General features: G+C 71.6%; 11 protein-coding genes. 9 read left to right on the top strand and 2 right to left on the bottom strand.

Annotation, left to right across the window (positions count from 1 at the left end):
* Positions 1-13 precede the first annotated feature (13 nt).
* The 4 genes from ACIBG4_RS02080 to ACIBG4_RS02065 all read left to right on the top strand — a co-directional run bounded on the left by ACIBG4_RS02080 (position 14) and on the right by ACIBG4_RS02065 (position 6,792).
* Complete coding sequence (locus ACIBG4_RS02080; protein ID WP_397200273.1) at positions 14-1,225, top strand: substrate-binding domain-containing protein; 1,212 nt, start codon at positions 14-16, stop codon at positions 1,223-1,225.
* On the top strand, positions 1,222-2,055 hold the full coding sequence (locus ACIBG4_RS02075; protein ID WP_397200272.1) for a sugar phosphate isomerase/epimerase family protein: 834 nt from the start codon (positions 1,222-1,224) through the stop codon (positions 2,053-2,055). The genes ACIBG4_RS02080 and ACIBG4_RS02075 overlap by 4 nt, the downstream gene beginning before the upstream one ends.
* Before the next feature lie 87 nt (positions 2,056-2,142).
* Complete coding sequence (locus ACIBG4_RS02070; RefSeq protein ID WP_397200271.1) at positions 2,143-5,619, top strand: ThuA domain-containing protein; 3,477 nt, start codon at positions 2,143-2,145, stop codon at positions 5,617-5,619.
* A 231-nt stretch (positions 5,620-5,850) separates the two neighbouring features.
* Positions 5,851-6,792 (top strand): DUF5996 family protein, encoded by a 942-nt coding sequence (locus tag ACIBG4_RS02065; protein WP_397200270.1) that lies wholly within the window; start codon positions 5,851-5,853, stop codon positions 6,790-6,792.
* Between the two features lie 52 nt (positions 6,793-6,844).
* Here ACIBG4_RS02065 and ACIBG4_RS02060 read toward each other — a convergent pair whose 3' ends face one another.
* On the bottom strand, positions 6,845-8,239 hold the full coding sequence (locus ACIBG4_RS02060) for an aminopeptidase P family protein (protein ID WP_397200269.1): 1,395 nt from the start codon (positions 8,237-8,239) through the stop codon (positions 6,845-6,847).
* Between the two features lie 179 nt (positions 8,240-8,418).
* Between ACIBG4_RS02060 and ACIBG4_RS02055 the strand changes: the two genes are divergently transcribed.
* On the top strand, positions 8,419-8,847 hold the full coding sequence (locus tag ACIBG4_RS02055; protein WP_397200268.1) for a CBS domain-containing protein: 429 nt from the start codon (positions 8,419-8,421) through the stop codon (positions 8,845-8,847).
* A 40-nt stretch (positions 8,848-8,887) separates the two neighbouring features.
* On the top strand, positions 8,888-9,406 hold the full coding sequence (locus ACIBG4_RS02050) for a hypothetical protein (protein WP_397200267.1): 519 nt from the start codon (positions 8,888-8,890) through the stop codon (positions 9,404-9,406).
* A gap of 136 nt (positions 9,407-9,542) precedes the next feature.
* On the opposite strand, the gene ACIBG4_RS02045 is transcribed toward ACIBG4_RS02050, so the two are convergent.
* Positions 9,543-9,890 (bottom strand): hypothetical protein, encoded by a 348-nt coding sequence (locus tag ACIBG4_RS02045; RefSeq protein WP_397200266.1) that lies wholly within the window; start codon positions 9,888-9,890, stop codon positions 9,543-9,545.
* Positions 9,891-9,909: 19 nt separating this feature from the next.
* Here ACIBG4_RS02045 and ACIBG4_RS02040 point away from each other — a divergent pair, with 19 nt between their 5' ends.
* From ACIBG4_RS02040 to ACIBG4_RS02030, 3 genes are all read left to right on the top strand, one after another.
* A complete protein-coding gene (locus tag ACIBG4_RS02040) occupies positions 9,910-10,578 on the top strand; it encodes an endo alpha-1,4 polygalactosaminidase (RefSeq protein WP_397200687.1) in 669 nt (222 codons plus the stop codon).
* Between the two features lie 86 nt (positions 10,579-10,664).
* Positions 10,665-11,492: a cyclase family protein gene (locus ACIBG4_RS02035; RefSeq protein WP_397200265.1), complete on the top strand. Its 828-nt coding sequence runs from the start codon at positions 10,665-10,667 to the stop codon at positions 11,490-11,492.
* Positions 11,489-13,231, top strand: a complete 1,743-nt coding sequence (locus ACIBG4_RS02030; protein WP_397200264.1) for a thiamine pyrophosphate-binding protein — start codon at positions 11,489-11,491, stop codon at positions 13,229-13,231. Before ACIBG4_RS02035 ends, ACIBG4_RS02030 begins: the two co-directional genes overlap by 4 nt.
* Positions 13,232-13,235: the final 4 nt, after the last annotated feature.

The raw sequence follows: 13,235 nt of genomic DNA, 5'->3' as shown, positions 1-13,235 counted from the left end.
TGGAAGGAAGACCATGCGTTCATCTTCGCGGCGGCTCCTCGCCTCCGCCGCGCTGGCCGTGCTGACACTGCCGGCGGCCGCGTGCACCAGCGACAGACCCCCGCCCTCCGCCTCCGCCGCGCCGGCCGGGTCCAGCGGTCCGCGGGACAAGGGCACCGGAGCGCAGTCGAAGTTCTTCGTGCAGACCGACTACGACGCCCAGATGGCGATGCGCCGGGCGCAGCCGACCGGCTCGCCGGCCCGACCATGGGAGCAGAGCATCGACCCGCAGCTCGTCGACACCGCCACGTACAAGAAGGCCGCTCCGTACCACCTGTGCTTCTCCAACGCCGCGGTCGACAACCCCTGGCGGCAGGTCGGCTGGAAGACCATGCAGGCGGAGGCCGCCCTGCACAAGGAGATCACGCGCTTCACCGCGCTGGACGCCGAAGGCAAGGATGACAAGCAGATCTCCGACATCGCCGAGCTCCAGGGCAAGGGCTGCGACGTGCTGATCGTCTCGCCCAACACGACCGCGACGCTGACTCCCGCGGTGTCCGGGGCGTGCGCGAAGGTGCCCGTCATCGTGTTCGACCGTGGGGTCCGGACCGATTGCCCGGTCACCTTCATCAAGCCGATCGGCGGCTACGCCTTCGGCTCCGAGGCGGCCGAGTTCCTCATCGACAAGGTCCGGCCCGGCGGCAAGATCCTCGCGCTGCGCATCCTGCCCGGCGTGGACGTCCTGGAGACCCGGTGGTCGGCGGCGAAGGTCGCGTTCGACAAGAGCGATCTCGAGGTCGTCGGTGTGGAGTTCACCGACGGCGACGCCGCCAAGACCAAGAGCATCGTCAGCGACTACATCCAGCGGCACGGCGAGATCGACGGGGTCTGGATGGACTCGGGCGCCACCGCCGTCGCGGCCGTCGAGGCGTTCGAGGACGCGGGCCGGCCGGTACCGCCGATCAACGGCGAGGACCAGCAGGACTTCCTGAAGAAGTGGAGCGACGCGAAGCTGACCGCGATCGCCCCGACCTATCCGACGTACCAGTGGCGCACCCCCGTCATCGCGGCGCTCAAGATCCTCAAGGGCGAGCAGGTGCCCAAGGTCTGGAACCTTCCGCAACCGACGATCACCCAGGACAACCTCGCCACCTACCTCAAGCCCGGCATGCCGCCGCTGCACTACGCGCTGTGCGGCTGTGAGGATCTGCCCGGCTACCCCGGGACGTGGGGTGGCACGCCGTGATCGGCGTCAACACCTGGGTCTGGGTCTCGCCGCTCACCGACGAGTCCCTGGCCGCCCTCGCGCCGCGGATCGCGGCATGGGGATTCGACGTCGTGGAGCTGCCGGTCGAGCACCCCGGCGACTGGGACCCGGGCAGGGCGGCGGCCCTCCTGGGCGGGCTCGGACTCGGCGCGTCGGTCGTGCTCACGATGCCACCGGGACGCGAGCTCGTCGGTGCCTCGCCCCGGTGCGTCCAGGAGACCCAGGACTACCTGCGGCACTGCGTGGACGTGGCGGTGACCGTCGGCGCGCCGGCGGTCAGCGGACCCGCCTACGCCTCCGTCGGCCGGGCCTGGCGGATGAGCCCGGACGAGCGGCGCGCGCTCTACGCCGAGCTGAGGGTGAGCCTCGAACCGGTCGTCGCCTACGCCGCCGAACGCGGGGTCCAGATCGCTGTCGAACCGCTCAACCGGTACGAGACCAGCCTCATCAACACCGTCGAGCAGGCACTCGAAGCCCTTCCGGAGGAATGCGGACTCGCCCTCGACACCTATCACATGAACATCGAGGAGAAGGACCCCCTTGGGGCCGTCCGGCTGGCGGGCGCCAGGATCGAGCACCTCCAGGTGTGCGGAACCGACCGCGGCGCCCCCGGCGGCGACCACTTCGACTGGCCGGGCCTCGCCGCGGCCCTCCGTGACGTGGGTTACAGCGGCCCGCTCGTGATCGAGTCCTTCACCGCCGACAACACGACCATCGCCACCGCCGCATCCGTCTGGCGTCCCCTCGCGCCGAGCCAGGACGCCCTCGCCACCGAAGGCCTCGCCTTCCTTCGCACCCTCACCACCTGACCGACCGATTCTCCCGGAGCCGAGACGGCTCACGCCTTCGCACCTCGACTCCCGACCGTTCACCGGTAACCCCCCAGGAGACCCTCCATGCGAAGATCACGCCTGCTCCCCGCCCTGGCCGCGGCCCTGTTAGGGCTGTTGTGGCTCGCGGTGCCGCCGGCGGCGCACGCGGCCGCTCCGCAGTTCAAGGTGCTGCTGTTCACCAAGACCGCGAGTGGCGCCTACCGGCACGACTCCATCGCCGCCGGTGTCGCGATGTTCCAGCAGATGGCGGCCGACAACAACTTCCAGCTCGACCACAGCGAGGACTCCGCCGTCTTCACCACGGCGACGCTGAACACCTACGACGCGGTGATCATGCTCCAGACCAGCGGCATGGTGTGGGACAACGACGCCCAGCGCCAGGCCGTCCAGGCCTATGTGCGTGGCGGTCACGGCGTCGTCGCCGTCCACAACGCCACCGACATGAACATCGAGGCGCAGTTCCCCTGGTGGGACCAGGTCGTGCTGGCCGGCGCGCACATGACCGCGCATTCGGCGACCCTGCCGGGCACCGCCAAGGTGGCCGACAAGGTGCACCCCTCCACGAAGGGGCTGCCGGACCGGTGGGCGCGTACGGAGGAGTGGTACAACTTCGACAAGAACTCGCGCGGCTCGGTGCACGTGCTGGTGACCGCGGACGAGACCACTTATGACGCGGGGCCGAACAAGATGGGCGCCGACCACCCGATCTCCTGGTGTCACAACCCGGAGGGCGGCCGCGTGTGGGCCACCGCGATGGGCCACCAGGCATCCTCCTACTCGGAGCCGCTGTTCAAGCAGCACCTGCTGGGCGCGGTGACGTGGGCGGCGGGCGCGGCGCCGGGCGACTGCGGCGGCACGGTCGCGGCCCGGTTCCAGAAGGTGACGCTCGACGGCGCGCCGGACCAGCCGATGGAGCTGGACGTGGCCGCCGACGGCAGGGTCTTCTTCGTCTCGCGGTCGGGCAAGGTGAACATGATCCCCGCCAACGGCGGGGGCACGCGCGTCATCGGCACACTGCCGGTCTACGACGGCGGCGAGGACGGCGCCGTCGGGCTGGCCCTGGATCCCGGCTTCGCCACCAACGGCTGGATCTACGTCAACCACTCGCCGTCCAACGGCGGTGAGGTGAACCGGGTGTCGCGGTTCACCTTCAACGGAACCAGCCTCGACCTGGCGAGCGAGAAGAAGATCATCGAGGTTCCGGCGTACCGCAACGTCGACGAGCCCGGCCACACCGGCGGCTACCTGGCGTTCGGCCCGGGCGGCAATCTGTACATCGGGCCCGGCGACGACACCAACCCCAACGGCTCCAGCGGGTACGCGCCGATCGACGAACGGCCCGGCCGCGAGCACTACGACGCCCAGCGCTCCGCGGCCAACACCAACGACCTGCGCGGCAAGATCCTGCGCATCCACCCCGAAGCCGACGGCACCTACACGGTCCCGTCCGGCAACCTCTTCTCTCCCGGCACCGCCAAGACGCGTCCCGAGATCTACGCGATGGGCTTTCGGAACCCGTTCCGCTTCGCGGTCGACAAGGACACCGGCTGGATCTCGGTGGGTGACTACGGTCCCGACGCGGGCAGCGCGAACCCCAACCGCGGTCCTGAAGGCACCGTGGAGTGGAACCTGATCAAGCAGCCGGGCTTCTACGGCTGGCCGTACTGCGTCGGCGACAACATCCCGTTCAACGACTTCAACTTCGCCACCAACACCTCCGGCGCGAAGTTCACCTGCTCGGCGCCGGTCAACGACTCGCCCAACAACACCGGCCTGACCAGCCTGCCCGCTGCCAAGCCCGCCACGGTCTCGTACAACTACCACGCCTCCGCCGAGTTCCCGGAGATCGACTGCTGCGGCGGCGCGGCCCCGATGGGCGGCCCGTTCTACCACTACGACCGGGCGAGCGCCTCGGACCGCAAGTTCCCGGAGTACTTCGACAAGACCCCGTTCTTCTACGAGTGGAGCCGCAACTTCGTCAAGGAGTTCCGCCTCGACTCCTCCGGCAACCTCCTGAAGATCAATCCGTTCGTCGCCCAGCTCGCACCGCACGCGCCCATCGACATGAAGTTCGGCCCCGACGGCGCCCTGTACTACGCCGACTGGGGCAACGGCTTCGGCCACGACAACACCGACGACGGCGTCTACCGGGTCGACTACGTGGCCGGGAACCGCGCCCCCGTCGCCAGGGCGAGCGCCGACCCCGACTCGGGCAACGCGCCGCTGGCGGTGGCGTTGTCCTCGGCGGGCTCGTCCGACCCGGACGGCGACGCGATCACCTACGCGTGGGACTTCGGCGACGGCGCCACCTCCACCAGCGCCAACCCGTCCCACACCTACACCGCCAACGGCACCTACACCGTCAAGCTGACCGTACGGGACCCCGGTGGGAAGACGGGCAGCACCACCCTGACCGTCAGCGTCGGCAACACCCGTCCCAAGGTCGTCTTCTCGGCTCCGCCCGACGGCGGGTTCATCGACTTCGGCGACCAGGTGGCCTACACGGTGAACGTCACCGACCCCGAGGACGGCGCCGTCGACTGCACCAAGGTCAACGTGATCACCGCGCTGGGCCATGACCAGCACGCCCATGACACCGGTCAGTACACCGGTTGCTCAGGGACGGTCGCCACCACCGCCTCCGGCCATGACGAGGCCTCCAACGTCTACTATGTCCTGTCCGCGGACTACACCGACAAGGGCGGCCTGAAGGGCAGCACCGGCATCACCCTGCAGCCCAAGCACAAGCAGGCGGAGCACTTCACCGGCTCGTCCGGGATCCGGATCGTCGATGAGCCCGGAGCCGAGGGCGGCAGGCGGATCGGCGACATCTCCAACAACGACTGGATCTCCTTCACCCCGGTCAACCTGTCCGGAATCGACACGGTGTCCTTCCGTGTCTCGGCGCCGTCCGGCACCGGGGCGTCCATCGAGCTGCGCGCCGACTCGCCGACCGGGACACTCATCGCCTCCAGCCCCGTGCCGGCGACGGGGGGATGGAACACCTACGTGTCCCTGCCCGCGGTGCGGGTCAGCCGCCCCGGTGGCACCCACAACGTCTTCGTCGTCTTCAAGGCGCCGTCGGCGAACGCGTTCGACGTCGACTCCTTCACCTTCGCCGGTGAGGGCGTCGGGCAGGGCGGCGCCTCGGGCAGCACGAGTGCGCTGCGAGGCGCCGGGTCGAACCGGTGCCTGGACGTCAACGGCGCCTCGCAGCCCAACGGCGCGCAGGCGCAGATCTGGGACTGCAACGGGCAGGCCGGCCAGCAGTGGACGTCCACGAGCGCGGGTGAGCTGCGGGCGTCCGGCGGCAAGTGCCTGGACGTCAACGGCGCGGGTACGGCGGACGGCACAGCCGTGATCATCTGGGACTGCAACGGGCAGCCCAACCAGAGGTGGCGTCTCAACGCCGACGGCACCATCACGGCGGTCGGGGCGAACAAGTGCCTGGACGTGGCAGGTGCCGGCACCGCCAACGGCACCAAGGTCCAGATCTGGACCTGCAACGGCCAGAACAACCAGAAGTGGAACCGCGTCTGACGCCGACGTGACACCTGGACCTGGAGCCGGCCCGCCCTCCGCGGACCGGCTCCAGCCCCCGGGCTCCGCCGCCGCCTCGGCCATGGGGCTGGGGTCCGCCTCCTCCGGCTCGGTCCGTGACCTCGTGCGTGGCCTCGTACGTGACCTCGTGCGTGACGAGGCGTCGTAGGCAGGCGTGGGCTTTCCTCGTCAGGGGGTATTCGACGTGGGGCCGCGGGGAACGGTGGCGTCATGGAGCTGTTTCCGGCGATGCCGCTGGCCGAGTGGCAGGACACCAAAGCCACGGTGCATCGGTTCTGCCAGGTGGTGGGCAAGGTCAGGCTCGCGTGCGGAGTCCGGCGCAACCACTGGTGGAACGCGCCGTTCCACCTCACCGGGCGGGGGCTCACCACCCGGCCGATGGGGCAGTCCGACGGCAACCCGATCTTCACGATCGACTTCGACTTCGTCGCCCACCGGCTGATCGTCACCACCCTGGACGGCCGGACGGTGTCGTTCGCCCTGTACGGCCGGTCGGTGGCGTCGTTCTACCACGAGACCATGGGCGCGCTCGCGGCCCTGGACGTGCGGGTGGACCTGCCCGTGCCGCACCCGTTCGACCTGCCCGACGCCGACCGGCCGTTCGCCGACGACACCGAGCACGCCGCCTACGACCCCGCCATGGTCACCCGCTACTGGCAGGTCCTCAGCCAGGTGAACCTCGTGCTGGAGGAGTTCGCCGCGGGCTACTCGGGCAAGATCAGCCCGGTGCACCACTTCTGGCACACCTTCGACATCGCCTGCACCCGCTTCTCCGACCGGCTGATCGAGCAGCCGCCGGAGGCCGACCCCGTGACCCGGGAGGCGTACTCCCGTGAGGTGATCAGCTCCGGCTTCTGGTTCGGTGACGACGCCTTTCCCGAGGCCGCCTTCTACTCCTACACCGCTCCGGAACCCGCCGGCCTCGTCGAGGAGCCCCTGCGGCCCGGCGCCGCGCGGTGGATCGAGCAGCGGGGCGGCCATCTGGCCGTGCTCCCGTACGCCGCCGCCCGCTCCGAGGCCGATCCACGCGCCGCCGTCCTCGACTTCTACGAGAGCGCGTACCAGGCCGGAGCACGACGGGCCGGCTGGGACATCGGCCGCCTGGCCTGCCCGGGCGGCGTCACCGACCCGCTGCTCGACGCCGGGACGTGACACCGGTCCGGTGCGCCGCGGCGCCGGCTGCCCGAGGGCGGGAGAACCGGCGTCACCGCAGCAGCGCCGCCATCCAGGTCTCGACCTCGTCCGACCGGCGGGGCAGGGCGCCGGACATGAGACGGGCGCCGTCCGCCGTGATCACCAGATCGTCCTCGATCCGGACACCGAGCCCCCGGAACTCCTCCGGCAGCGTGAGGTCGTCCGGCTGCAGGTACAGGCCCGGCTCGACGGTCAGGACCTGCCCCTCCTCCAGCACCCCGTCCAGGTACGTCTCGGCCCGCGCCCGCGCGCAGTCGTGGACGTCCAGGCCCAGCATGTGACCGCTGCTGCACAGCGTGTACCGCCGGTACAGGCCCGACTCCATGAGCGCGTCCACCGGGTCCTTCAGCAGCCCCCACTCCCGCAGGCCCTCGCAGACGACCCGCATCGCGGCCAGGTGGAAGTCGCGGAAGCGGGCCCCGGGCCGCAGCGCCGCGATCCCGGCCTCCTGCGCCTCGTACACCAGGTCGTACACCTGCCGCTGCACCGCGCCGAAGCGGCCCGACAGCGGCAGCGTCCGCGTGACGTCGGCCGTGTACAGCGAGTCCGTCTCGACGCCCGCGTCGAGCAGCAGCAGGTCGCCGTCGCGCAGCCGCCCGTCGTTGCGGGTCCAGTGGAGCACGCAGGCGTGCGCGCCTGAGGCGACGATGCTCTCGTAGCCGACGGCGTTGCCCTCCAGCCGCGACCGCAGCCCGAACACGCCCTCCAGGTAGCGCTCCCCGCGCGGGTGCCCGAGCGCCGCCGGCAGGGCGCGCACCACGTCCTCGAAGCCGCGCGCCGTGGCGTCGACGGCCGACTGCAGCTCGCCGACCTCCCACTCGTCCTTGACCAGCCGCATCTCCGCCAGGAACGACTCCAGCTCCGCGTCGCCCTCGCCGGGCGGCACCAGCCCGTCCACCCGGGGGTCCACACCGCGCAGCACCCTGGCCGGCCCGCTGAGGACGAGGTCTCTCATGTGCGCGCACTCCACCTGGTACAGCAGCGCCGCCTCCGCCAGGTCCGGCCGCCGTCCCACCCAGAACTCGCCGTAGCGCCGGTCGCGGTAGAACTCCTCGCCCTCCTCGCGCGGCGAACGCGGCCGCACGTACAGGGTGGCCTCGCCGGACGGCTCGACGACGAGCACGTCGTCCGGCTCGCCGGCGCCCGTCAGATACGCGTACGCGCTGTGCGGGCGGAACCGGTGGTCGCTGTCGTTGCTGCGCGTCTTCAACGTCCCGGACGGCACGACCAGCCGCTCGCCGGGGAACCGGGCGGCCAGCGCGGCGCGGCGCTTGGCGGCCCAGGGCGCCACCGGCAGCGGCTCGACGTCGGCGCGCCGGGTGTCGGCCCACCCCGTCCGCATGAACGCCGCCAGCTCCTCTGTGACGGGCAGGTCGTGGCTTCCGGTGTTGAGCTGTTCGGTCATCGGCGCGGGTCCTGACGGCTGGTGCGGGCGGGCCCCCGGCGGGGAGGGCCTCTGGTACGGCACGCAGCCTACGACAACCCTTGACGGTCTCCCCACCGGGTTGCTTGCCTGGTAAGACATCCCGTCCCGGCGATTGGCCGCCGCGCGCGACGGGTAACTTGAGAGCCGAGGTGGTGCAGATGCTCATCAGGACGATCCTGCGCAACAAGGGCAACAAGGTGACCACCGTGCCGCCTGATGCGACGGTGCGCGAGCTGCTGGCGGCGCTGGCCGAGCACAACATCGGAGCCGTGGTGGTCTCCTCCGACGGCGTGACGATCACCGGGATCGTGTCCGAACGGGACGTGGTGCGTCACCTGCACGACCTGGGCGCCGACATCCTGGAACGCCCCGTGTCCGCGATCATGACGTCGGAGGTGCGGACCGTCGGCCTGGGCGACAACGTCGACGAGCTGCGCAGGACGATGACGACCCACCGGTTCCGGCACGCGCCCGTCCTCGACGAGGGGCGGCTCGCGGGCATCGTGAGCATCGGCGACGTGGTCAAGAGCTCCATCGAGGAGCTGGAGACCGAGAAGGCGTCGCTGGTCGACTACCTTCACCGGTGACGGAGCTCCCACCCGTTGACACGGGTGGGACGCTTGTCCGGTGATGTACGGACCTGACCACCCGGGCGACCATCCACGGGCGTCGAGCAGTCCGGTGGTCATCCTGCTGGTGTCGGGCCTGACCGGGTTGGTGGGGTTCGTCATCGGGTTCCTGGCGGGGTTCGGCGCGACGGGGACGGCGGCCGAGCCGGCGCCGCGCATGACGGTGCGGTTCGAGGAGCCGTCGGAGACGCCGTCCACGGCCGCCCCGGAGGCGTCCGAGCAGGCCCGGGAGGCGCCCCGGGCGGGTGGCACTCCGGAGACGGGCGCCATGAGCCCGGGGATGGCCGGCGCGGGGCGCACGCTCGTCGTGGGCGTGGACATCCAGCCCGGCACGTACAGGACGGCGGGCCCCGCCGAGGGGCAGCCCATGTGTTACTGGGCGCGGCTGCGCAGCACCGTGGCGCAGCCCTCCGACGTCATCGCGGCCGACATGCCGCGCGGCCCGGCCACCGTCGTCATCGCCCCGACGGACAAAGCCTTCCAGACCGGTGGCTGCGCCGACTGGACCCCCGCCTGACGTCGGTCTTCGAGCAAAGTGGTTGCGGCCTCTGGGGCGAGCCACGAGTCTTACTCGCCATGCGCAAGAATTCGATCTTCGTAACGGCCGCTCTGGCCGGTGCGCTCGCCACCACCGGCCTCACCGGTGGCATAGCTCAGGCCGCGACCGGCCAGACCCCCGGGCCGGCGGCCGTCAAGGCCACCCGCACCCAGAAGCCCACCCGGACGGCGACGCCGAAGCCGATCGTGACCCGGACGGTGGCTCCCAGGCCGAGCCGGACGGCGACGCCGAAGCCTACCCGGACGGCGACTCCCAGGCCGAGCCGGACGGCGACGCCGAAGCCGACCGTGACCCGGACGGCGACCGCGACCCCGAAGCCGACCGTCACCTCCAAGGCGACGTCCCCGGCCGCCTCGCTGCCCGCGCCCGTGGCGTGCGCCGGCTGCTGGAAGCCCGCCGTCGAGACCAGCTGGCAGTGGCAGCTCTCCTCCCTGCCGACCAAGCCCTTCCTCGACGTGCAGATGTACGACATCGACGGTTTCGAGGCCAGGAGCGGCGCCATCGTCAAGGAGCTCAAGGCCGACAAGCCCGGCCGGGGCGTGGTCTGCTACATCAGCGCCGGCTCGCGGGAGGACTGGCGTCCCGACGCCGCGAAGTTCCCCGCGTCCGTCCTCGGCAAGGAGGTCGACGGCTGGAAGGGCGAGCGCTGGCTGGACATCCGCCAGTACGACGGCCCGCTCGGCGACATCATGAAGGCCCGCCTGGACATGTGCAAGGCGGCCGGGTTCGACGCGGTCGAGCCCGACCTCGTCGACGGCTTCGAGAGCGACACCGGCTTCCCGCTCAAGGCCTCCGACCAGCTCGCCTACAACACCTGGTTCGCCAACGAGACGCACAAGCGCGGCATGTCGGTCGCGCTCAAGAACGACATCGAGCAGATCCCGCAGCTCCTGCCGTACTTCGACTTCGCGGTGAACGAGGAGTGCTGGTCCAACAACGAGTGCACCACCGCCCAGAACGGCGGCGACCACGGCTACGACCAGTTCGTCAAGGCCGGCAAGGCCGTCTTCCAGGTCGAGTACGACCTGGCCACGAGCAAGTTCTGCGCCCGGTCGAACGCCCAGAACTTCAACTCCCTGCTCAAGGACCTGGACCTCACCGCCAAGCGCACCGCCTGCCGCGGCAGGTAGCGCTCCGGACCCGACCGGCCCTGGCTGCTCGACCCGGGCGTGGCCCGCGTAGGAGGATGCAGCCAGGCCACCTCGAGGAGGACGACATGCCGGTGCTGCGGAGTCTCATGGAGAGCGTGCGCGACGGGAGGATCGAGGTCGTCGACCTGACCGCGCCCCTGTCCGAGGACACGCCGATCCTCCGGTTGCCGGAGCCGTTCGGCAACACGATCCCGTTCCGGCTGGAGGAGATCAGCCGCTACGACGACCGCGGCCCGGCCTGGTACTGGAACGACATCCACACCGGCGAGCACTCCGGAACGCACTTCGACGCGCCGATCCACTGGGTGACCGCCCGCGACGGCCAGGACGTCTCCCAGGTGCCGCCGCGCAGCCTGCTCGCCCCGGCGGTCGTGCTGGATCTCTCCGCCGAGGCGGGCAAGGACGCCGACTTCCTGCTCCAGATCGGCCACGTCAAGGAGTGGGAGCGGGCCAACGGGCCGCTGCCCGACGGCGGCTGGCTGCTCTACCGCACCGGCTGGGACGCGCGGTCGGGCGAGCAGGGCGCGTTCCTCAACGCCGACGAGACCGGGCCGCACACGCCGGGCATCTCGGTGGAGTGCGCGCGCTGGCTCGCCGAGGAGACGCCCATCCTCGGGCTGGGCGTCGAGACCGTCGGCACGGACGCGGGCGCGGCCCACTCCTTCGACCCGGCGTTCCCGTGCCACGCGTTCCTGCTGGGCGCCGGCAAGTACGGCCTGACCCAGCTCCGCAACCTCGACCGGCTGCCGGTCACCGGCGCCGTGGTGATCGCCCCGCCGCTGCCCATCGTCGGCGGCTCGGGCAGCCCGGTCCGCGTCCTCGCCCTCGTCGAGCACGAGGCGGGACAGGACGAGCGGGCGGGACAGGACGAGCGGCCGGGGCAGGCGGGGTGATCGTCGCCGAGGCGGTGGGGCGGACGCTCGCCTCGCTGGGCGCCGAGGCCGTCTTCGGCGTCGTCGGGAGCGGCAACTTCCACGTCACCAACGCCCTCGTGGAGCACGGCGCCCGCTTCGTCGCCGCGCGGCACGAGGGCGGCGCGGCGACGGCCGCCGACGCCTACGCCCGCACCAGCGGCAAGGTCGGGATCCTGTCGGTCCACCAGGGGCCGGGCCTGACCAACGCCATGACGGGCGTCGCCGAGGCCGCCAAGAGCCGCACCCCGCTGGTCGTGCTGGCGGGCGAGGCCACGGACGCCCGTTCCAACTTCCACATCGACCAGGACGCCCTGGTCCGGGCCGTCGGCGCCGTGCCGATGCGGGTCTCCTCCGGCACCGACGCCGTCGAGCAGACCGTCAACGCCTTCCGCACCGCCCGGGAGGACCGGCGCACCGTCCTGCTCAACCTGCCGCTCGGCGCGCAGACGGGCGTCGTGCCGTGGCGGGGGCCGCTGGGGGAGTTCCTCGACCAGATCGTCTCCGCCGGGCGGGCCGCCGCGTCCGTCCCGCTCCTGCAGCACGCCGTGCCGGCCGCCGGTGACGTCGAGGAGCTGGCCGGGCTGCTCGCGGCGGCGCGGCGGCCGGTGTTCGTCGCCGGCCGCGGCGCCCGGCACGCCCGGCGCGAGCTGGAGGAGCTGGCCGGCCTCACCGGCGCGCTGCTGGCCACCTCCGCGGTCGCGCGCGGCCTGTTCCGCGGCAACCCCTGGGAGCTGGACGTGAGCGGCGGGTTCGCCACGCCGCTGGCCGCCGAGCTGATCCGCGGCGCCGACCTCGTCGTCGGCTGGGGCTGCGCGCTGAACATGTGGACCACCCGCCACGGCACTCTCATCGGCCCGGACACGGTGCTCGTGCAGGTGGACCTCGACGACGCCGCCATCGGCCTGCACCGGCCCGTACGGCTCGGCCTGACCGGCGACACGGCCGCCACGGCCCGCGCCGTGATCGCCGCCGCCACCGTCTCCGGGAAAGTCGCCTTCTCCGGGAAAGTCGCCTTCTCCGGGGAAGGCACCTTGTCCGGGGAAGGCGGCGACGAGGGGTACGGGTACCGTTCGCCGGAGCTGGCCCGGCGCATCGCCGCCCAGGGCCGCTGGCGCGACGTGCCGTACACCGACGAGGGCGGCGGCGGCCGGATCGACCCGCGCACACTGACCATCGCCCTGGACGACCTGCTGCCCGCCGAGCGGACCGTGGCCGTCGACTCGGGCAACTTCATGGGCTACCCGTCGATGTTCCTGGATGTGCCCGACGAGCGGGCCTTCTGCTTCACGCAGGCGTTCCAGTCGGTCGGACTCGGGCTCGCCACCGCCATCGGGGCTGCCGTCGCCCGGCCCGACCGGCTGACCGTCGCCGCCCTCGGCGACGGCGGCGCGCTGATGAGCGCGGCCGAGCTGGAGACCGTCGTGCGGCTCGGGCTGCCCATGGTGGTCGTGGTGTACGACGACGAGGCGTACGGGGCGGAGGTGCACCACTTCGGGCCGCACGGCTACCCGCTCGACCTGGTGACCTTCCCGCCGGCCGACCTGGCGGCGATCGGCAGGGGGTACGGGTTCGAGACCGTCACGGTGACCGGGCGGGCGGACCTGTCAGGCGTCGCACGATGGCTGGAGGGGACCCGGGAGCGCCCGCTGCTGGTCCACGCCCGGGTGACCCGGGATCGGGCGTCGTGGTGGCTGGAGGAGGCGTTCAAGGGCCATTAGCGCG

It is taken from the genome of Nonomuraea sp. NPDC050383, from assembly GCF_044459125.1.
In the GTDB taxonomy this organism is placed as follows: domain Bacteria; phylum Actinomycetota; class Actinomycetes; order Streptosporangiales; family Streptosporangiaceae; genus Nonomuraea.
This window is presented reverse-complemented; position numbering and strand designations above follow the sequence as displayed.